We start from the raw sequence: 22,003 nt of genomic DNA on the forward strand, positions 1-22,003 counted from the left end.
AAATGAAGAAGAATATCCTATTACTCCTTCTTTGGCTAGTAAATACTTGCCCTTTAATAGCTCAAGATCTTTACATACCCAGAAATATCAGAGCAGCAATAAATAAAAGATCACGAACAGAAAATGGCTTGCCAGGTCAACATTATTGGCAAAACCATGGAAAATATGATTTAAATATCCAATTGGATCCAAAAACAGGCATCATTCATGGAGAAGAAAAAATCATTTATTCTAATAACAGCCCTGACACACTAAACAAGTTGGTTTTCAATTTTGTAAATAATGTCCATAAGCAAGGGGCATTTAGAAATACAATTCCAGAGGAGGGGTTCATTACACGAGGACTTCAAATAAGAAAACTAGCAATTGATGGTGAGATTTACGATATAGACGGAAAAGAATGGGGTACCGTGGCTGCAATTCAACTAAAAAAGGCACTTCGTCCAGGTAGTAAAGTAGACGTTTTACTTCATTGGGATTATCCCTTATCAAAAAAAAGTGATCGAGAAGGTCGGATTGACAGCACCACCTTTTTTGTTGCATATGCTTACCCACGTATTGCGGTATACGATGATTATAATGGCTGGGATATGCTTCAACACAATGGTCAGGTGGAATTCTACAATGACTTCAATGATTATAACTTAAAGGTAACTGTACCCAACAATTATGTTGTTTGGGCTACCGGTGAATTTCAGAATCCAGATGAAGTATTGCAACCGCCCATTGTTGAACGCTTAAAGCAGTCGATGCAAAACGAACAAGTTATTAAGGTCGCTTCTAGAGAAGAAATGGCCGCTGGCAAAATCACCAAACAAAATAATTGGAATCAATGGAGGTTTACGGCGCAACACATTCCTGATGTAGCTTTTGCTGTAAGTAATCACTATGAATGGGATGCAAGTAGTACTATAGTGGACACTAAGACAGCAAGAAGAGCAAGTACACAGGCAGCTTATGGTCCCGATGCTGAAGATTACCCTAATTCTGTAAAATGGAATAACTATACTTTGAATTGGTACTCAACAGTATGGCCTGCTATTTCTTATCCTTATAGTAAAATGACTATATTTCAAGGTTTTTCAGCCATGGAATTCCCGATGATGGTTAATGACATCAGTATTCCTGATACATATAATGCCATGCGGGTACAGAATCATGAAATAGCACACACTTATTTTCCTTTTTATATGGGAATAAATGAAACCCGTTACGCTTTCATGGATGAGGGCTGGGCAACCATATCAGAATACATGATTGGCAAAAGTTTGTACGGAGAAGAGAAAGCCGACAGTATATTTAAAATCTATCGTGTTAAAGATTATATTAAAGATCCTTCTGCTGAACAAGATCAGTCTATCATTTCTCAATCTTCCCAAGTCTCTGGAAGTGCATATCGTACAAATGCCTACAGTAAATCTTCCTTAGCATTGCTAGCCTTACAGGATTTACTAGGTAAAGAAAAATTTAAAATCGCCTTTCAAAAATATGTAGAAATATGGAATGGTAAGCATCCCAATCCTTGGGATTACTTTTATTGTATCAATGCTGCAACGGAGCAATCATTAAACTGGTTCTGGAATAATTGGTATTTTAGTAATAACTATATAGACCTTAAAATTAAGGATATACAAGATAAAAGTGTGGTAATAGAGAATATAGGCGGATTTGCTATTCCCTTCGATTTAGTTATTCATTATGTGGATGGTTCTCAGAGCAGGCAACATCATTCTCCAAAAATTTGGCAGTCATCTCCAAACAACATTTCCCTTTCCATTGTTGGTGAAAAAAAAATGGCCACTGTAGAGCTTGATAACGGAATATTTATGGATGCAACTCCGGCAGATAATTTTCAACAGATCGAGGACGTGACAGCGACTAAACATTAGTCTAATATCGCTTAGTTTAACCATAAAAAGGGCTATAAAAATTGCTTTTATATGTTTCATTTAATTGGATATAAAAGCAATTTTATCTAAATTTGTGACTTCTAAAGAACAACATGATTTTTTTCTTTCAAACCCCTCAACGTAACATTTTTGCTTTACAAATAGAGCGACTATTAACCCCCGAAGAAATTGCTAAACTAAACTGGTTATTCGGAGGTTCATCATTACTCCAAGAAAGCATATTGACAAGCTTTTATATCGGCCCTCGTGCAACAATGGTTACTCCTTGGAGTACTAATGCCGTAGAAATCACGCAAAACATGGCAATTTCTGGTATTATAAGGATAGAAGAATTTCAACCAGTGGAATCAACTTTTGAAGCCTATGACCATATGCTTTTTCAAAAGTATCCAATACTAAATCAAGAAATATTCACCATAAATATTCAGCCTGACCCTATCTTAGAGATCGCGGATATTGCTGTATACAATAAACAAGAAGGCCTATCCTTAAGTGAAGAAGAAGTAGTGTATCTTGATGAGCTTGCAAAGAAGCTGGGGCGAAAACTTACCGATTCAGAAGTATTCGGTTTTTCACAAGTAAACTCCGAGCATTGTCGCCATAAAATATTTAATGGCACATTCATCATAGATGGTGACAAAAAGCAGCTTTCATTATTCAAATTAATTCGTAAAACTTCTGAGGAAAACCCTAACACAATTGTCTCCGCTTATAAAGACAATGTTGCCTTCATAAAGGGGCCAAAGGTTCAGCAATTTGCACCTAAAAGAGCTGATGAGCCAGATTATTATCAAGTAAAAGAGTTCGATTCAGTTATCTCATTAAAAGCAGAAACACATAATTTCCCCACCACTGTAGAACCTTTCAACGGTGCCGCGACAGGATCAGGTGGAGAGATTCGTGATCGTCTGGCAGGAGGTCAAGGATCCTTGCCTCTAGCAGGTACAGCCGTTTATATGACTTCCTTCTCTAGACTAGAGAAAAATAGACCTTGGGAAGAAGCAATGGAAGAACGGCCTTGGTTATATCAAACGCCTATGGACATTCTTATTAAAGCTTCTAATGGGGCCTCCGATTTTGGTAATAAATTTGGGCAACCGCTAATTACAGGTTCGGTACTTACCTTTGAACACGAAGAAGATGCTCGTAAACTTGGTTTTGATAAGGTTATCATGTTAGCAGGTGGAGTGGGATATGGAAAGGCCGATCAATCAAAAAAACAAGAGCCTTCTTCAGGTGATAAAATTGTTGTACTTGGTGGCGAAAACTATAGAATTGGTATGGGAGGTGCTGCAGTTTCCTCAGCAGATACAGGTGCCTTTGGTTCCGGAATAGAGTTAAATGCTATTCAACGTTCTAATCCTGAGATGCAGAAACGGGCAGCAAATGCCGTTCGTGGCTTAGTAGAAAGTGATCATAATACCATTGTTTCTATACATGATCATGGAGCTGGAGGACATTTAAATTGTCTTTCGGAACTCGTTGAAAGTACAGGAGGCAAAATTGACCTGGATAAACTTCCTGTAGGTGACCCTACCCTATCCGCTAAAGAAATTATTGGTAATGAATCGCAGGAGCGAATGGGACTTGTAATTAGAGATCAGGATATCGATGTTTTAAAGAAAATTGCTGATCGAGAAAGAGCTCCTATGTATACCGTTGGGGAAGTAACCGGTGATCATCGTTTTACCATTGCTTCTCAAAAAAACGGAACTGCTCCAATGAATCTTGCCTTGGAAGATATGTTTGGCAGCTCCCCGAAGATGGTGATGGAAGATAAGACTATTAATCGTACTTATGAAGAGATAACTTATAATATACAAGATCTCAATATTTATCTGGAACAGTTACTACAATTAGAAGCTGTAGCCTGTAAGGATTGGTTAACAAACAAAGTTGACCGTTGTGTTGGCGGTCGTGTCGCAAAGCAACAATGTACAGGGCCGCTACAATTACCATTGAATAACTGTGGTGTAATGGCTCTTGATTTTCAAGGTAAAGATGGGATTGCAACATCAGTAGGCCACTCCCCCTTATCGGCGTTAATTAATCCCGCGGCAGGCAGCCGTAACGCCATCGCGGAGTCTTTATCTAATATTATATGGGCGCCTCTTAACGAAGGTTTACAAAGTGTATCACTCTCAGCCAATTGGATGTGGGCATGTAAAAACGAAGGTGAAGATGCCCGCCTTTATGAGGCAGTAAAAGCATGTTCTGATTTTTCAATCGCGTTGGGAATTAACATTCCTACTGGAAAAGACTCGCTTTCCATGAAGCAGAAATATTCAGATCAGGAAGTAATAGCTCCGGGAACGGTTATTATTTCTGCTGGGGGGCATTGTAATGATATCAGAGGAGTGGTAGAACCTGTTTTACAAAAAGATGGAGGCTCCATTTTTTATATAAATTTATCAGCAGATGACTATAAATTAGGTGGCTCTTCCTTTGCTCAAATCCTTAATCGCATTGGCTCGGAGGCACCAGATATTTTAGACGCCCTTCAATTAAAAAACACATTTAATACCATACAGGAACTTATAAAATCTGGCCGTATTCAGGCGGGTCACGATATTGGCAGTGGAGGTTTGATTACTACGCTCTTAGAAATGTGTTTTGCAGATCGTGATTTGGGAGCTACTATTGATCTAACGGGCTTAGGAGAAGAAGACACTATTAAAGTATTATTTTCAGAGAATATTGGCTTGGTATTTCAAGCAGATAACAACGTAGCGGATATACTTACTGCAAAAGGCCTAGTATTTCATAAAATTGGAGAGGTGACCAATCGCGCCAGCCTTCAATTAAAAAATAATGTAGAAACTTTTAACTTTGATATTGATCATCTACGTGATACTTGGTTCAGAACATCTTATTTGTTAGATCAAAAACAAAGCGGGCAAACAAAAGCAAAAGAACGTTTTGAACATTATAAACACCATGTTCTGAAATATACATTTCCAAATCACTTTAATGGAAAAAAACCCGTAATAGATAATAGTAAACCAAGGCCAAAAGCAGCTATTATTCGAGAAAAGGGAAGTAATTCTGAAAGGGAACTTGCTAATGCTATGTATTTAGCAGGGTTTGATGTAAAAGACGTACACATGACTGATTTAATTTCCGGGAGAGAAACCTTAGAAGATATTCAGTTCATTGGTGCTGTAGGTGGTTTCTCTAATTCGGATGTATTGGGCTCGGCAAAGGGCTGGGCAGGTGCCTTTCTTTACAATGAAAAAGCACGCATAGCATTGGAAAAATTCTTTAATAGAAAGGATACCTTGTCTGTTGGTATTTGTAATGGTTGTCAGCTTTTCGTAGAATTGGGTCTTATAAATCCCGATCACCAAGAAAAACCTAAAATGCTCCATAATGAGAGTCACAAGCACGAAAGTGGTTTTACATCTTTGAGCATACAAGAAAACAATTCAATCATGTTATCAAGCCTTGCTGGGTGCACTTTAGGTGTCTGGATATCGCATGGAGAAGGAAAGTTTCAACTTCCGTATAGTGAAAATCAGTACCGTATCGTGGCTAAATATGGTTATGAAACCTATCCTGCCAATCCGAATGGCTCTGATTATAACACTGCGATGCTGTGCGATGAAAGCGGTCGTCATTTAGTGATGATGCCACATATTGAACGCTCGCTCTTCCAATGGCACTGGGCCAATTACCCAAAAGGAAGGAAGGATGAAGTATCACCATGGATAGAAGCATTCGTAAATGCTAGAAAATGGATTGAAAAGCAATAATAAACAAGAAGAGTCCTACACAGTAATAGGGCTCTTCTTGTTTATTATCAACATATAGTATTTAATCTGTACCTAAAAACTATAGTTAAACAATGCGCGTAGCTAACCGATTAATACTGTGTTCCAATAAGGTTTCTATAATCCAAAATAGTTCTTTAGTGCGTCTCCAATATTATCAACGCTTTCTTGATCAGCAACTCCATTTACTAAACTCCATTCATTGCCACCCTTTCGTATAATGGACAATTGGTCTCCCTTTATATTAACTACAAACACATCTCCTTGTCGTAACACATCGAGTGTTTCTATTTTGCCAGTGCCAGACACATCTATGTTAATTTTGCTATTTTTATTAGAAAGCATCATTTCCTTTACTTAATTTTTCTGCAATTATCTAAAATGTGTAGAGCCTATACCATCCTTGAGTAATAATTTGTCATCCATCCTTTGTATAATTACAATCATATTAACGTAACAAATCATTCAGTAGGTAGTTTTATAAATCTTTTCAAAACCGATACTATCCTATCATTTCCCATCATACATCGAAAAATCAATTCTCTTTCACCACAGCACACAACCTTTTTAAAATTAAAGTACTATACTCGTCAATTTAGGAAATTAACAGCTTAATGATTTAACGATATGGTAGTGATGCCATTTTTCAACCAGTATACAAAATCTTCAAGGTGAAAAAAGATATGCTCTGGTGCAAGTGGTATTAATTTCTTCGGTTCTGCAGTTTCAGCCCATGCTGCAGCAACAATTGGTATACCTACTATTTTACAGGCCTCAATATCACTAGGCGCATCGCCCACATATATTACCTCTTCCGTTTTTATATTTGGGTAATGAGACATAACAGCCTTAATACCATCTACTTTTCGTGGCCCAACTGATGAACCTGTTTCTATATGTTGAAAAAAATGCCTGATACCAAAACGTTTGAGCGAAATTTCTGTGCTATACAATCCTTTTCCAGTAACAAGCGCTATTGGAAACTTCTTTTCATTCAGCCATTCAAGCAAGTCCCGAATACCTTCGAAAGGTTCAGGACACATTTCATGTAAGTTCTCATACAAGCTTAAATAATCGGCTACACCTCTATCATAATAATCCGGAGCTAATTGCTTAATAGTGCCTTCTTCCGAAGGGCCAAAAGTTGCAATAATCTCACTATCTGTAATAGATCGGTTAATCAATGGCTCTACAGATTGTCTAAATGCTTGAATACACAAAGGAAGCGTATTGGCAAGCGTTCCGTCTAAATCAAAAATAACTAACTTAATGGTTTGCATAAATTCTTTTATTAAAATTGCTTGCTTTTGCTGTTCCAACCAACATAATGAAGCCCAATTGAATAAAATTATATATCAAATGATTTTCTTCTAAAATAAAAAATATTCTGGAAAGAGTTCGTTTTTCAAGACCCTCCAATCCTTTTAAATTATTTTGGACAGCGGTTTAAATAGACATATCTTTGAATACATGGAAGAAATAACAGATTGCATAACCAAAGAAAAATTACCCTCTTTTGGTTTTGTTGTTGGTACTACAAGTCTAGCCTTTGTAGTATCGCAACTGGACGTATCAATAGTCAATATAGCACTTCCCCAAATTGCCCAAACATTTTCCGCAGATATCAGTGCATTACAATGGATTGTAGACGCTTATACTATTGCTTTTGCAGTGTTAATGCTGTCAGCAGGCGGTATGGGCGATTTACTAGGCTCCAAACAAATTTTTCAATTAGGCCTATTTGTATTTGGAATAGCTTCATTAGGATGTGGTTATGCATGGAACGTTCCTAGTTTGATATGTTTCCGTGTTTTACAAGGCGTCGGTGCAGCCACTATGATTCCCAGCTCATTATCAATTTTAAATCAAACCTTTTCGCATGACAAAAAGCAACGTGCCCGTGCAGTAGCACTTTGGACGGCCGCGGGTGGTGTTTCCATTGCCGCCGGCCCCATTTTGGGTGGCTTACTTATCCATATCAGTAGCTGGCGAATGATTTTTCTCGTCAATATCCCTATCTGTCTCGGAGGACTTTTATTAAGTCGGCATTTACATGAAAGTGATCGTCATCCGAATAAAGGATTTGACATTCTTGGTCAGTTCTTATGGATGTTTACGTTAACAGCCTTCATAGGAGCTATTATTGAATGGCATGATTTAGGCTATAAACATCCTTTTATCATCAGTAGTTTGCTTTTTAGTGTCATCACGTTTTGCTTGTTTATCATTACAGAAAAAAGGGCAATTGCTCCTATACTACCGTTGGATTTATTTAGATCAGCAAATTTTAATGTATTGATTTTACTTGGTATTATCTTAAATAATGCCTATTACGGAACTGTATTTGTGCTAAGCCTATACTTACAGGATGTATTGCTATATTCATCATTACATGCAGGTCTTGCATTTATTCCATTAACGGCGGGGTTTATTGTTTCCAACCTAATAAGTGGAAAATTAATGGCACATTATGGTATCCGCCTACCCGTTTTATTGGGTACTTCTATTGCTTTGATTGGTTTTACGGCACTTTTAATTGCAGACACAGATACGCAGTATTGGCAACTATTTTTCCCGTTCATAACTATTCCGCTTGGCATGGGACTTGCTGTGCCAGCCATGACCACCGGCATTCTGGCAAGTGTAACAAAAACGAGGTCCGGCACAGCTTCAGCAGTATTAAACACTACACGGCAGGCTGCGGGAGCGCTCGGAGTTGCAATATTCGGCGCTATGGCAAATGGAGGCTCCGCAGCAATAGTCCATGCCATCAGCGTCAGTTCTATTATTTCGGCATGTAGCCTTTTCTGTTGTGCAATACTTATTTTCAAATATCTAAAGGCGGTTTAAAGAATATACGTCTCGCATAATTAGCTATTGAAAAGCTAAAACGTTTTATATATATTTGTGTGCATATACGAAATGCGGTGTATGCAGACTAAGTCGTATTATAAAACCAGTTTTTAATAACCAATTGAAATCGAAATTTAACTATAGCCAAGAATCTAATGAGACTTAAAACCTTTTTCTCCCTATTGTTAATAGGATTGAGCTATCCATCCTTAGCCCAGAAAAAAGAACTTGTAAATTATGTTAATACACTTCAGGGCACTAATTCTAAACATGAACTTACACGTGGAAACACCTATCCAACAACGGCGCTTCCCTTCGGAATGCATACCTGGACACCGCAAACTGGAAAAAATGGCGACGGCTGGAAATATCAATATTTTAAAAAGAAATTAAGAGGTTTTCAACAAGCACATCAATGCAGTTCTTGGACAAGGGATTATGCAGTACTTTCTTTTTTTCCAACACTTGATAGCCTTCAGGTTGATGAAGAAAAACGTGCTACCGGTTTTAACCACAAACAAGAGATAGCCAAACCTCACTATTATAGCGTTAAGATGGACAATGCCATACAAACAGAGATTGCTCCAACCGAACGAGGGGCACATCTTCGTTTTTCTTTTCCAAAAGGGCATAAAGCTTTTCTAGTATTAGATGGTTATACAGGTATAAGTATGGTGAAGATCTTACCAAGAGAACGAAAAATAATTGGATACGTAAATAATGGAGAGGGTTTTAAAGAGGGTTTCAAAAGTTTCTTTGTAGCACAGTTTGATCAAGACTTCACAGATTACGGTACTTGGGAAAACAAAAAGAATACCGTTTCTCCAAAATCTATTACAGCCACCGGAGACGGAAAGGGCGCTTACATTGCTTTTAAAAATGGTGCAAAAGTGCAAGTAAAAGTTGCATCTTCTTATATTAGCTTAGTACAGGCAGAACTAAACTTAGCACGAGAATTAGGTGAGCATAAAAACTTGGAAGCCACAAAGGAAAAAGCTGCAAATGTATGGAATAGTCATTTAAGAAAAATAGAAGTAGAGGGTGGCAGCGAGGAAGATAAAGCTACTTTTTACAGCTGTTTTTTCAGAGCGAGCCTATTTTCGCGTCAATATTTCGAGTATGATAAAGATGGGAAACCGTATTATTTCAGTCCCTACGACGGAAAGATATATCCCGGCTACATGTTCACTGACACCGGTTTTTGGGATACCTTTCGAGCACAATTCCCTTTAAATGCACTTCTCCACCCCACTATGCATGGTAGGTACGTCCAAGCCCTATTGGAGGCTTATGATCAATGTGGCTGGTTACCGTCTTGGTCTTTTCCAAGTGAAGCAGGAAGTATGATTGGTAATCATGCAATTTCGTTATTAGCAGATGCGTGGGCAAAGGGCATACGTACATTTGATCCGCAAAAAGCGCTGAAAGCCTATTTACATGAGGCCACTAACAAAGGACCATGGGGCCCATCAAATGGTAGAGACGGTTGGAAAGATTATTATCAGCTTGGGTACGTTCCCTACCCCGAAGTGAGAGAAGCTACAGCAAAGACCTTAGAATATGCTTACGATGATTTCTGTGCCTACCAATTGGCCAATATGACTAACCAACCCTTCTACTCCAACATTTTCAAAAAACAGATGTATAACTATAAAAATGTATTTGATCATCAAACAAAATTCATGAGGGGTAGAGACCGTAACGGTAATTGGAGTAGTAATTTTGATCCTATGGAATGGGGTGGTCCTTTCACAGAAGGAAATGCCTGGCATTGGGTATGGTCTGTCTTTCATGACCCTGACGGACTTGCAGATTTGCTGGGCGGTGAAAATGCCTTTGCGACTAAGCTTGATTCCGTATTCACAGAGCCGAATCGTGTGAATGTGGGTAGCTACGGTGGTATGATCCATGAGATGACAGAAATGGTGATGGCTAACATGGGGCAGTATGCACATGGAAATCAACCCATTCAGCACATGGTTTATCTTTATAACTATATTGGACAACCATGGAAAACACAGTTTCATACCCGAGAGGTGATGTATAGGTTGTATAATAGCACCGAAAACGGTTACCCAGGCGATGAAGATCAAGGACAAACCTCTTCTTGGTACGTATTGAGTGCTTTAGGATTTTATAGCGTTTGCCCAGGAACCGATCAATATGTTCTAGGAAGTCCAATGTTCGATAAAATAACTATCAATCTAGAAAATGATAAGAAATTTATCATACAGGCTCATAATAACAGTAAAGAGAATGTTTACATACGAGAGGCTAAGCTAAATGAAAATCCTTATACAAAAAACTTCGTTACTTATAAAGATATTACCGAAGGGGGCAACCTGATTCTTGAGATGGCCGATAGGCCCAACAAGGAAAGAGGGGTCAACGATGAAGATAAACCATTTTCAGTAAGTCGATAACAAGCAATTTCCCTCAAGGTAAACGTCCCGTTATTTTCATTTGGTTAATAAATGTTAAAACGTATTTGTTACTGGGGTAATGGAACATTTTTTGTTTCAAATCGCAAAAGCCTTGTAAAACAATTTACGTAGGAAAGTGATCTAGCTGAATGAAACATATAATCGTTTTTTTTATTTTGAGCATGTTATTTTCATGTAGTAAAGATGAAATAGATTTTGCGACAGAAGATGGAAAACATGCTTGGAACAGGGAGTTATATAAGGTAACACCTACTTATAAGTATGTTAACAATATTAGGATTGAAAGCGATCCTACAGAAAAATTCATATCCTATGATATTGTTCATTTAAGTTCTATAGAAGCGCAAAACCAACAAGATAGTTTATATAAAACATCAGCAGGCAAGTATCTCTACCGTTTTAAAATGATCAAAGAGGACAAGTAAACAACTAATACTCCCGTAAATAATAGTAACTATTTATTGTTTATTTTACTCGCCGCGGGATTTAAATCAATGTGTCCCGTTAATTTTCTTTTAATTCTATAATGTTTCATTTAGTACTTCCGCGCCTTCTTGAAATAGTTTTTGTTAAATTGTCTTCTCATCATACGAGAAAAACAGCGAAAGGGTTTTCAAAAATTAATAAAAGGTCAGTCGTTTAGGCAAATTAATATTCGATGGAAACGACATACTTCTCCATAGATTTGATTATGAATTCTCTGGAGAATGAAAATATTTCCATTTTTGATTTTGGTGTCCAAATTTTTTAGTATACTTAGAAACACATTTTTATCCTTAATATTCAATGCAAACATGAAAATCTTAGTCATAGAAGATGAGCAGGATTTAATTGATATCATAGCCGTTTCTTTAGAAAAAGAAGGATATTTAGTTGAATGCGCTAACAATTTTAATAGTGGATTGCAAAAGATAATAGATTATGAGTACGACTGTGTTTTGTTAGACATCATGTTGCCAGACGGTAATGGTCTTACCTTGATCGAAGAGGTAAAAACACAGGGTAAAGAAGTAAACATCATTATCATATCAGCGAAAGATTCATTAGATGATAAGGTTTATGGTCTTAATCTGGGAGCAGACGATTATCTGTTAAAACCTTTTCACATCGCTGAATTAACTGCTCGGATTAACTCTGTGGTACGAAGGAAAGTGCTGAATGGTTCATCCGTATTGGAGTTTTGCAATCTTAAATTAGATCTCCAAAATCGAACAGCTTCAACAAACAATACGGGTATTCCGCTCAATCGAAAAGAATTTGATATTATCACTTACCTTGTACTAAATAAAAACAGACTGGTAAATAAAGCAGCATTAGCCGAACGGGTTTGGGGCAATTACATCGACGAATCAGATGATTTTGAATTCATGTATGCACAAATTAAAAATTTACGAAAAAAATTGCGTCAACATTGCATACAGCTGGAAATTCAATCTATTTATGGTATAGGTTATAAAATTACTGCTAATGAAGCTACTTAATTATATGTCGCTCTATTTGGCTGTAGCAATATTATTAATAGTCAGCGTCTGGGGAACGATCTATTATTTTATTATGCTTGGCGATGTAAAAAGAGATGTAGACGAGGGTTTAGTAAATTCAAAATATATTATATTACGAAATGTCGCCGCCAATCCCCATATTTTAGACAAATCTGCATTTTTTGGAAACAATTATTCCATTCGAGCAATTAGTAAAGCAAATAACCTGGCAAAAGACCACTATCAAGATACAACACGATTTATACAGCATGAAATAAAATATGAACCCGTTAGAATGCTTAAAACTGTATTTAAGCATAAGAACAAACTTTATGAATTAAGGGTTTTTGCTTCTATGGTTGAAGAAGATGACCTAATATCAAGTTTATTTAAAGGACTTATCGGACTATATATGGCTATTATAATCAGCAGTTTAATTGTACAACAACTACTTGTACGAAGAATCTGGCAGCCCTTTCGTCAATTACTTGATAAGTTACGGGATTTTCAATTAGACAGCCACCAAGACATCCTTCCTATCTCCACTAAAATAACAGAGTTTAAGGAAATGAATGACGTTATTACTTCACAGATGAAGCAGGCAATGGAAACCTATAATAGTCAGAAACAATTTCTTGAAAACGCGGCTCATGAATTGCAAACACCCCTAGCCGTTAGTATTAATAGACTTGAGCTGCTTATTGAGGAAGATCTCAAAGAAGAAGATAGAAAACACGTTGCACAAGTAATACGCACATTAGAACGTTTAAGTAGGTTAAACAAATCATTATTACTGCTCACTAAGATTGAGAACCGTCAATTTATCAGAAAAAGTCCCGTTTCGATCAATGATATTTTCCGATATTTACTTACCGAATTTAGAGACCTTATTGAACAAAAAGCACTGACTTATTCCTTGCATGAAGAGCAAGAATTACAGTGGACGATGAATAGAGATTTAGCCATTGTACTCATTAGCAATCTGTTAAAGAATGCCATCGTTCATAATCATCAACATGGAAAAATCAACATATATATTTATGACCAATTATTTGCCATTGAAAATAGTGGTGAGAGCACTGCTTTAGATGAAAAAGAACTTTTCAAGCGATTTAAGAAGCAAGGCAAAAACAAAAACAGTATAGGGCTTGGTTTAGCCATCACTAAAGCGGTTGTTAATACTTATGGTTTAGGAATCAAGTATCGTTTTTCAACAACGCATCAGTTTATTGTTTCCTCCTAACACAGCTATTCCCAATTGTTTTCAGATTTCTCATTTATATTTGATTTATATCGTTTAACCGCCCTCTGGGCCTGCCCTAAATAAGAACTTGTTGATGATAGATCAAATAGGCAATACACCCCTTACCAAATCTGAAACACTCTCAGATCAATACCAGTGTCAAATTTACATAAAAGAAGATTTTCACAATCCAGGCATGTCTTCAAAAGACAGAGCTGCTTTGTATATGATTCGCGATGCAGAAATTAAAAATTTTCTGAAACCTGGATATACTATCATAGAAGCCAGCAGTGGCAATACAGGTATTGGGCTGGCCTTACTGGCTAAAGAACTCGGATATAAGTGCCACATATTTATGAGTAGCAAAGGCTCATCAGAAAAAGTTAACCTCTTAAATAGTATTGGTGCAGAGGTTACCATTTGCCAAAATTCAAACGGGCCTAAAGATCCGGCCTCCAGTCAAGCTCGAGCAAAAAGCTACCATGAACGTCACCCGCACTCCTTCTTCTGCAATCAATATTTCAATCAAGCAAACATAGATGCTCATTATTATATGACGGGTCCCGAAATATGGAAACAAAGCGAGGGCAAAGTATCTCATATCATTGCTGGAGTAGGCACTGGAGGGACAATATCAGGTTTAGGAAGGTATTTTAAAGAAAGGAAAAAAAACGTAAACATTTTAGGTGTAGATCCCGAAGGATCTATTTTAACGGATTACCACCTTAAGGGTGTTGTGAATACAAGTCCAGGTAAATATCTCATTGAGGGAATTGGGCGTCACTTTATACCCGGAGCATTAGATTTTTCGGTTATTGACCAATTTATACAGGTAAGCGATCAAGAAACCGTTACCGCTGCATATAATTTCAAAGAAATGACTGGTTATCTAAGCGGTTTTTCGAGTGCTGCCGTCCTAGCTGCTCTTAATAAATTAGATCAACAACAACATTTTAAAACAACTGATTTTGTTGTGTTGTTCTTTGCCGATCACGGTAGCCGCTACATTAGTAAATTATATAATAGTGACTGGCTCAAAAAAGAACTTGGTTATAAGTATATTAATCGCAGTGAACTAACCTAATGATGGCAATAGACAAATATGAAGATCTAGCAATTGTTCTCGCTTGGCCTGAGCAAACTGCCCGGGGTGATGAGGGTTGGATGGCATTTTTTAAAAAATTAGGCATTGTAAAGAATCTAAATTTTAAAGTGGGTCATTCGGCTATCATGCTAGTAGAAAAGAGAACGGGCAAATTGGCTTATTTTGATTTCGGAAGATATATTTCACCTAGAGGCTATGGTCGTGCTCGCTCAGCGCTAATAGATCCTCGGTTGAGAATTGAAAATACTGCACGGATAGCAAACGGAGAAATTGAAAATCTTTTAGAGTTGTTAAATGAACTTAAATCTATTGAATATGCAACTCACGGCAGTAAAAGTTTATATTTCTCCATTGCCAAGCATTTGTCGTTTACAAATGGAATAAAATTTGCACAATCAGTTGTACAACAGGGCCATATTTTGTATGGGGCACTGGCTCGAAACAACAATAGTTGTTCTAGGTATGTGGCGCAGATCTTATTGGCCGCTCTAAAGCCAAAACACCCTTCACGCCGAAGTATTTATCTTCCTGAGAGTTTTAAAGCAAGCCCAATGAGCAATGTAGTCAATGCAGTTCCAGATCGTACGATTTACTGTTTTGAAAATGGAAATCTTCGAAAATTTAGCATGACCAGATATCAGTCGCTTACTTTTCAGCTCTCTCTCCTATTCCATAATATTATTCCTAAAAAGGCTGCTCTTTTACCATGCGATAGACAGGCTGGGTTTATGATTGAACCGATGCGACCAACAACTATTCCTGATCACGCTCAGTGGCTCGGTGGCATTGGTGAAGGAGTTTGGTATTCACTTAGATTAGCCTCATTGAACACCTATCTTATTACCCGATACAACAGTAAAGGAGAAGCAGAATATCATGAGTACTGCCAATCGGAAGAGTATCTTGATCCAAAAAAAGATTATCAATTTACTTATAACTGCCATTACGGAAGCTACACACTTAAGTTTCAACAAAAGGAAATTAAGTTAACAGCCACTGATAAAACAATTACACACGCAATTAAGAATTAAACAAATCCTTGAAAATATGTCTATCAATATATTAAAATCGAAAATACATACTGTCAAAGTAACAGAGGCAAACGTAGCTTATAATGGGTCTATCACAGTAGATGTTGATTTACTGGAAGCAGCGAATATCAAAAAGTATGAACAGGTATATGTAAATAATGCAGTTAACGGAAGTCGCATTATGACTTATGTATTGCCCGGAGAACGAGGGAGCGGTGAAGTCTGCATGAATGGTGGTGCAGCTTTACATGCCCAAGTAGGAGACATCGTTCATATTTTGAGTTTCTTTCAAATACCTGAAGACGAAGCAGATGAATACCAACCTATCTTAGTATTTACCAAAGATGAAAATGTTATTGAGTCTGTAGATTATTATAAATATTAGCACGTTCTCCGTAACGATAAAAAACAAATTTCGGCATAATCAATGTCAGCCAATAGCTAATGTTTATAGGCTGTCAAGATTAGAGTCATATAATAAGTACGTAATAATAAATAAGTGCGTATTTTTGCTGATACAGCATCAATATCGATACAAATAAAAGGTAACAATGAATATTTAGTTTCGAAAGTCTTTGAAAAGATTCTAAATAATATTAAGTTTACAAAAATCAACAAAAACATATACATCTCTCTTGAAAACTGAAAACACCCATAGTCTTACTGCTTTCATCAATAACTTTGAACGAACATTAAAAAAGGTCTTTTATGAACAAGCTGATATTAATCAGCTCAGCTTGGAACGAGGCTTACCCCCTGCTCTATGGAAAAATATTATGGATGCCAAACCACTTTCAGTGGCGATACCTGAAAAATTCGGGGGGCGAGGATGCATTGTTAAGGAATGTTTAGCGTTGCTTTCAGCAGCTTCATATGAATCACTACCACTTTCTTTGACCTTTGGAATCAACATTGCACTATTTTTAGAACCAGTGGCCAAATATGCTGATGAAAGTATAAAAGCAAATATATTCCACCGATTTTTGGAACAGCAGAGTATGGGTGGCCTGATGATTACTGAACCAGATTTTGGCAGTGATGCTTTGAATATGCGAACAGCCTTTAGAGAAGAGCAAGAAAATTTCCTAATACAAGGAAAAAAACATTGGCAGGGCCTCACTGGGCAAGCGGATTTCTGGATAGTAGCTGCCCGAAAGGAACTGGAAAACGGTGACTTGGCTAGAGATATAGATTTTTTTGTCACCGATAATACCATCACGACGCAACATATCCAAGTTGAGTCTTATTACAATAATTTAGGCCTTTATATGATTCCGTATGGTTTAAATAAAATAAATATTACCATTCCAAAAAATCAACGGCTAAAGGTAGAAAGCACTGGAATCAAGATGATGCTAGATATTTTGCATCGAAGCAGAATGCAGTTTCCTGGCATGGGTATGGGCTTTATCAAGCGCATGCTCGACGAAGCATTAGGCCATTGCAAAAATAGGATCGTCGGTTCAGGTAATCTTTTATCCTTCGATTCTGTACAATTCCAGCTGTCGAGAATTCAATCTGCTTTCACTATCTGTTCTGCTATGTGTAGCAGGAGCAGTAATATCAGTGGTATTACAAATAGCTTGGCGACAGAAGGCTTAGAAGCGAATAGTATGAAAGCCTTTGTTACCGATTTAATGCAAGAGTCGGCGCAACTATGCCTGCAAGTTTCTGGAGCTAATGGTTATAAAATAAGCCATATAGCAGGCAGAGGAATAGTAGATAGTAGACCTTTTCAAATCTTCGAAGGATCCAACGAGATGCTTTATTCCCAAATTGCTGAAATCATTTCAAAAAAAATGAAAAAAGAGAAAGAAATGAATCTCTATAGTTTTCTCGCTTCCTTTAACTTGGCCCAAAGAGCGTCAGAGCATTTCAAAGATCAATTGAATTTTATTCCAGGTGAAATGATTACGCAAAGAAAAATGGTAGATCTTGGTAAGATCATCAGCAGAGTAATTTGTATAGGCTATGTACTTGATATGTTTGATAAAGGTTTTAGAAAGGACCTAATCGAGAATTGTATTAATAATATAAAAATGGATATCGCTCACCTGGCTTCTAACTTGTCTTTAAACAATCGCACAGAGGTGGTTTATGATTATGCAGAAAACAGTAATTGGCTTGGATATTAATCTTATAGCCATCGATAATATTCTCAATGAAGCAAAACAAAAAAGCTATCCGTAAAGATAGCTTTTGCTAAATAAATCAGAAATTTATTTTAAAGACCTAATTAGATTACGCGAACGTTAACGGCATTTGGTCCCTTTTTACCTTGTTCTACCTCGAAAGAAACATCATCATTTTCGCGGATACGATCCACAAGACCAGACGAATGAACAAAGATTTCTTTCCCGCCACCTTGCGGGGTAATAAATCCGAAACCCTTGGTTTCATTGAAGAATTTTACTACTCCTTCTTGCATTGAATTAAAATTTAAATATTAATAATATGCAATGATAACTATAAAATATTGTTAATCAAAGGCTTTTATTCCAAGATTGGTTTTTTTTTATAAAATCACCACTATTGATTTTGTAACTTAAAACAGATCAATGATCTAAACGATTTATTTCATCTAAAAATTCAACTTTTACATACGTTTCGATAGGTTTCATAGCCTTTACTTCATCATATTAGTGTCTTCATAAATTGAAAACATAGTGCAATATCATGTGATTCCCATGAGAGTTAACGATGTTCTATGTACGGCTTCGTTTATAACGCATAAAAGATACACCAGCTAATATAAAAATACTAACTACCGTAATATAAACCCAAACAGGAATAGGTACTGGATCTCCCTGTGCATAAGAGTGTAAACCAGACAAATAATAATTTACACCAAAATAAGTCATGATTACACTTGAATAGCTCAATAAAGACAACAGATTAAACAGGTATTTTCCCTGCATTTTAGGAATCAATCGTATATGCAAAACAAAAGCATATATTATAACGGAAATAAAAGCCCATGTTTCCTTTGGATCCCAACTCCAATAACGTCCCCAGCTTTCGTTTGCCCATATTCCACCCAGAAATGTACCGATAGTTAACAAAAATAAACCTACCGTAAGCGACATTTCATTTACTAAAGTTAGTTCGTTGATAGATGCAAGTACTTTCCTTTCTATTTTGCGATTATTTATAATATACAAAATTAAAACCACCATACCTAGTAGTGCACTTAAGCCAAAGAAACCGTAACTGGAAGTAATAATGGCAACATGAATCATAAGCCAATAGGATTTAAGTACCGGAACAAGTGGCGTAATCTGAGGGTTCATCTGAGAACCTCCATGTGCAAACCCCATTAATATAACGGCAATAAGGCATCCTGCTGCCGGTATAAAAGCGTTGCTGTTTCGATACATCAGTAAACCTGAAACAATGCCAATCCAGCTAATAAACATAACAGCTTCATAGCCATTACTCCATGGTTCATGACCCGAGATATACCACCTGATCCCTAGGCCTGTCGCCTGTATAATGGCTCCAATAGTAACCAAAACCAATAGTAAAGCAATAGATTTATCAACCCATTTTAAATTGATAAAAAGTTTGGTGAATGCCAGTGCCAATATCAAGGTACCAAGCAAAGCATAGCCCATCATGAGTTTAAAAAAGATATTCCAGGAGTTATAGCGTATTTCCCATTCAATTTTAGACCGAGAGGGTATCACATCATTCCCCCAGCGATATTGAAGATCTTTAATTGCCTGTAAATGCCGGTCTGCTTGGGGCCAGGCTCCAGTCGTTTGAGCACTAATAACTCCTCTAAAATAATCTTCGACAGGATTAGACTTACTACCTCCATCATGGTTATGGCCACTTTCCCAAGCAATCCAAGTGTTATTAGGATCATTTGGAATAGGAAGTATTCGCAAATACTGACCACTTATTAATAGTTGCATTACCTGCAATTTGTCATTTAGCTCAATGACATCCTTATCATAACTATTTTGCTCGGCTGGCTTTTTTGCAAAGGCTTTTTGATAATCTGCTTCGAGTATAAAGTGCGGACTGTTATCATTGCCAAATTTTAATAAATTGATAAGTGAGGTGTATCCTTGCGTATTTGCTCGAGTCGCCTCTGCAAGCTGAGCACCTCCTTTTGTCCCTACCTTAATCATCGGAATCTGTGCCCAGGCAAAAGGTTGAGTTGAAACTGCAAGAAGAAACTGATTGGCATCTAACTGATAAAACTGATCCTTATGATATAGTTTTCGAAGAATTTCAAGTGCTAACGTATTTATAGGTTCAATTCTGCCATCAAAATTTTGTACTAGCAGCGAACCGAACCTTGTCGCATGGCTTTTGTCTATTTTAATGGAACGCGCAAACTGTTCAGCATCTTTTGTTTGGAGAGAGAGGAGCCCTTTAATTTCATTGTTACCGATTGTTTCTTTGTTGTGCTCTTCATGATCGTGTGTATCGTGTTGGTGCACATCCTCTTTCAATTGATTTCCCTGAGAAGGCCCGTGCATATCTATTTGTTGTGCAAAAGTAGTGCTTAAGGGCAAAAATAATAAAAGAAGTACCGCGAGCTTTTGTTTTGAAAGCGCCTTCAATTGACTGTTCAGTTTTGAAAAACGGGTCCCTTTCCAGAATAAAGTAACAAACATACCAAAGAATAAGAAAGTGTAACCTATGTACGTAATCGTTGTTCCCCAGTAATCATGATTTACCGAAAGAACGGTTCCCTTTTCATCATGATCAAAACTCGATTGAAAAAACCGGTAACCGCCATGGTCTAATACATGGTTCATGAAAATAGTGTAAGGTACTTCCCTACCGCCATCAACAATAGAAACATCAGAAGAATAAGATGCTGGACTATCACTACCTGGGTATTTTTCCATTTTAAATTTGCGCAGTTTGAGATCAAAAGGAGTGTAGTATATTTTAGACCCATAACCTAGCGAAATAGTAAGACCATCAATTTCAGATTGATGTTGAAAACTTGTTATCCCTTTCCCGCCATAAAATGAAACGGTATCAGCCACATTAGCAGTAGCCAGCTCAAGTTTTACAAGGTCGGCATCATTTTCATGTGTTCTCTTATCTCCTTCAAAATGTACAATTTCACCAAGCATCGGCGCTTGAGGTACAACGAAGGTCAGCCCAGGTAATGTATATAAACTCCTTAAATAAAACGGTTGCTTTTCATTTGATCCCTTAACTGTCTCTTGTGTCTGGGTAGCCATCACCATATAACTGCCATCTCCGGGAGAAGAAATCACGAGCCCTTCACCCTCATCTAGGATATTGATAGCGCCGGCAGTTTCTTTGTTATAGCTTACAAGCATATTCTGTATCAGTTGCACGCTACCAGAACTAATATACTTGTTCTCTCTATTGCCGTTTATCAGTGCGACCAGATGCAAAATGGGTTTTCCCGACGATGATTGAATAAGTGAATCCTGTGCTCTGGGAATAAAGTCGATCACTTTCATCTTTACCCGTTTCCCCATAAAATCATATTCTGCCGAATAATCCTTCTTGAAGGGTTTAAGGTAAATTGGAATCTGCTGAGAGGTAAGTATAACAGGCACATCGTCATATGCCAGTGCTTCATTACCATTTGTTATTTGTACTTTGAAAAAAGACGCATCAGAAATAATCTCATTATTCGAATCACCTTCACGAATATGCATGGATCCTTCAAAGCTTACATACCGGGTAATACATCCGCCAACAAATATTAATATAAAAGCAAGGTGAAAAACTAGTAGCGGCCATTTATTTCGCTTAAATAATTGATACCGTTTAATATTTCCTATAAAGTTTAACACGAGTATTAGCATAATTAGCTCAAACCACCAGTTATTGTAAATAAGCGCCTTCGCAACCGGTGTACCATAGTCATTCTCGACAAAGGTGGCAACCGCCATTGACAAAGCATATAATAATAACATAAGACCCATCGTGCGGGTAGAAAACAGTACTCTTCCAATAACTTTCATTGGTATATATTTGAACGTAATTTATAAGGGCCGATGGTAATATTCGGCATAAAAAGGCTGATGCGTTTATCTTGCAAAATCGAAGTATTTCTATTTTGTTGTGGATTGATTAATTAACCAAAAATTGGTCAAACTTCCCCTTTTTTAAACGCAGAATGGTAATATGAATATAATTTTTTTGTAAAAAAAATGTGAAT

The 22,003-nt window shown here is 37.1% G+C and carries 15 protein-coding genes; 11 read left to right on the plus strand and 4 right to left on the minus strand.

Going from position 1 to position 22,003, the window contains the following annotated elements:
• The first annotated feature begins 2 nt into the window (after positions 1-2).
• Both BMY50_RS04425 and purL read left to right on the plus strand, forming a co-directional pair.
• Complete coding sequence (locus tag BMY50_RS04425; RefSeq protein WP_093318986.1) at positions 3-1,889, plus strand: M1 family metallopeptidase; 1,887 nt, start codon at positions 3-5, stop codon at positions 1,887-1,889.
• A gap of 113 nt (positions 1,890-2,002) precedes the next feature.
• Positions 2,003-5,662 carry a phosphoribosylformylglycinamidine synthase gene (purL, locus tag BMY50_RS04430; RefSeq protein WP_093318990.1) on the plus strand — a complete coding sequence of 1,220 codons (3,660 nt, stop codon included), beginning with the start codon at positions 2,003-2,005 and terminating at the stop codon, positions 5,660-5,662.
• A 135-nt stretch (positions 5,663-5,797) separates the two neighbouring features.
• Here the strand turns inward: purL and BMY50_RS04435 are convergent, their stop codons facing one another.
• A complete protein-coding gene (locus BMY50_RS04435; protein ID WP_093318994.1) occupies positions 5,798-6,028 on the minus strand; it encodes a hypothetical protein in 231 nt (76 codons plus the stop codon).
• Between the two features lie 263 nt (positions 6,029-6,291).
• Positions 6,292-6,960 (minus strand): HAD family hydrolase, encoded by a 669-nt coding sequence (locus BMY50_RS04440; protein ID WP_093323558.1) that lies wholly within the window; start codon positions 6,958-6,960, stop codon positions 6,292-6,294.
• 190 nt (positions 6,961-7,150) lie between these two features.
• On the opposite strand from BMY50_RS04440, the gene BMY50_RS04445 reads away from it, so the two are divergent.
• The 9 genes from BMY50_RS04445 (at position 7,151) to BMY50_RS04485 (ending at position 17,972) form a co-directional block, all read left to right on the plus strand.
• Positions 7,151-8,530: an MFS transporter gene (locus tag BMY50_RS04445; protein WP_093318999.1), complete on the plus strand. Its 1,380-nt coding sequence runs from the start codon at positions 7,151-7,153 to the stop codon at positions 8,528-8,530.
• A 158-nt stretch (positions 8,531-8,688) separates the two neighbouring features.
• Positions 8,689-10,956: a GH92 family glycosyl hydrolase gene (locus tag BMY50_RS04450; RefSeq protein WP_093319004.1), complete on the plus strand. Its 2,268-nt coding sequence runs from the start codon at positions 8,689-8,691 to the stop codon at positions 10,954-10,956.
• Between the two features lie 149 nt (positions 10,957-11,105).
• Positions 11,106-11,402, plus strand: coding sequence for a hypothetical protein (locus BMY50_RS04455; protein ID WP_093319009.1), 297 nt, complete (start codon positions 11,106-11,108; stop codon positions 11,400-11,402).
• Positions 11,403-11,771: 369 nt separating this feature from the next.
• Entirely contained in the window at positions 11,772-12,458 is a 687-nt protein-coding gene (locus BMY50_RS04460; protein WP_093323561.1) for a response regulator transcription factor, read from the plus strand.
• Positions 12,445-13,701, plus strand: coding sequence for a sensor histidine kinase (locus tag BMY50_RS04465; RefSeq protein WP_093319012.1), 1,257 nt, complete (start codon positions 12,445-12,447; stop codon positions 13,699-13,701). Before BMY50_RS04460 ends, BMY50_RS04465 begins: the two co-directional genes overlap by 14 nt.
• Positions 13,702-13,795: 94 nt before the next feature.
• Complete coding sequence (locus tag BMY50_RS04470; RefSeq protein WP_093319016.1) at positions 13,796-14,785, plus strand: PLP-dependent cysteine synthase family protein; 990 nt, start codon at positions 13,796-13,798, stop codon at positions 14,783-14,785.
• Positions 14,785-15,837, plus strand: coding sequence for a DUF6695 family protein (locus tag BMY50_RS04475; protein WP_093319021.1), 1,053 nt, complete (start codon positions 14,785-14,787; stop codon positions 15,835-15,837). The genes BMY50_RS04470 and BMY50_RS04475 overlap by 1 nt, the downstream gene beginning before the upstream one ends.
• 16 nt (positions 15,838-15,853) lie before the next feature.
• Positions 15,854-16,222: an aspartate 1-decarboxylase gene (panD, locus tag BMY50_RS04480; protein ID WP_093319024.1), complete on the plus strand. Its 369-nt coding sequence runs from the start codon at positions 15,854-15,856 to the stop codon at positions 16,220-16,222.
• Positions 16,223-16,472: 250 nt separating this feature from the next.
• Positions 16,473-17,972: an acyl-CoA dehydrogenase family protein gene (locus BMY50_RS04485; protein WP_093319029.1), complete on the plus strand. Its 1,500-nt coding sequence runs from the start codon at positions 16,473-16,475 to the stop codon at positions 17,970-17,972.
• A gap of 101 nt (positions 17,973-18,073) precedes the next feature.
• Here BMY50_RS04485 and BMY50_RS04490 read toward each other — a convergent pair whose 3' ends face one another.
• Together BMY50_RS04490 and ccsB are read right to left on the minus strand one after the other, a co-directional pair.
• Positions 18,074-18,265, minus strand: a complete 192-nt coding sequence (locus BMY50_RS04490; RefSeq protein ID WP_093319034.1) for a cold-shock protein — start codon at positions 18,263-18,265, stop codon at positions 18,074-18,076.
• Between the two features lie 277 nt (positions 18,266-18,542).
• The gene (gene ccsB, locus BMY50_RS04495; protein ID WP_093319039.1) at positions 18,543-21,806 is read right to left on the minus strand and encodes a c-type cytochrome biogenesis protein CcsB; all 3,264 of its coding nucleotides are present in this window, start codon (positions 21,804-21,806) and stop codon (positions 18,543-18,545) included.
• Positions 21,807-22,003 lie beyond the last annotated feature (197 nt).

It is taken from the genome of Olivibacter domesticus (assembly GCF_900109575.1).
GTDB classification, from domain to species: Bacteria; Bacteroidota; Bacteroidia; order Sphingobacteriales; family Sphingobacteriaceae; genus Olivibacter; species Olivibacter domesticus.

Bases quoted from the DNA above. Each gene is read 5' to 3' on its own strand.
- BMY50_RS04425 (WP_093318986.1), top strand. From the start codon at position 3: ATGAAGAAGAATATCCTATTACTCCTTCTTTGGCTAGTAAATACTTGC.
- purL (WP_093318990.1), top strand. From the start codon at position 2,003: ATGATTTTTTTCTTTCAAACCCCTCAACGTAACATTTTTGCTTTACAA.
- BMY50_RS04435 (WP_093318994.1), bottom strand. From the start codon at position 6,028: ATGATGCTTTCTAATAAAAATAGCAAAATTAACATAGATGTGTCTGGC.
- BMY50_RS04440 (WP_093323558.1), bottom strand. From the start codon at position 6,960: ATGCAAACCATTAAGTTAGTTATTTTTGATTTAGACGGAACGCTTGCC.
- BMY50_RS04445 (WP_093318999.1), top strand. From the start codon at position 7,151: ATGGAAGAAATAACAGATTGCATAACCAAAGAAAAATTACCCTCTTTT.
- BMY50_RS04450 (WP_093319004.1), top strand. From the start codon at position 8,689: ATGAGACTTAAAACCTTTTTCTCCCTATTGTTAATAGGATTGAGCTAT.
- BMY50_RS04455 (WP_093319009.1), top strand. From the start codon at position 11,106: ATGAAACATATAATCGTTTTTTTTATTTTGAGCATGTTATTTTCATGT.
- BMY50_RS04460 (WP_093323561.1), top strand. From the start codon at position 11,772: ATGAAAATCTTAGTCATAGAAGATGAGCAGGATTTAATTGATATCATA.
- BMY50_RS04465 (WP_093319012.1), top strand. From the start codon at position 12,445: ATGAAGCTACTTAATTATATGTCGCTCTATTTGGCTGTAGCAATATTA.
- BMY50_RS04470 (WP_093319016.1), top strand. From the start codon at position 13,796: ATGATAGATCAAATAGGCAATACACCCCTTACCAAATCTGAAACACTC.
- BMY50_RS04475 (WP_093319021.1), top strand. From the start codon at position 14,785: ATGATGGCAATAGACAAATATGAAGATCTAGCAATTGTTCTCGCTTGG.
- panD (WP_093319024.1), top strand. From the start codon at position 15,854: ATGTCTATCAATATATTAAAATCGAAAATACATACTGTCAAAGTAACA.
- BMY50_RS04490 (WP_093319034.1), bottom strand. From the start codon at position 18,265: ATGCAAGAAGGAGTAGTAAAATTCTTCAATGAAACCAAGGGTTTCGGA.
- ccsB (WP_093319039.1), bottom strand. From the start codon at position 21,806: ATGAAAGTTATTGGAAGAGTACTGTTTTCTACCCGCACGATGGGTCTT.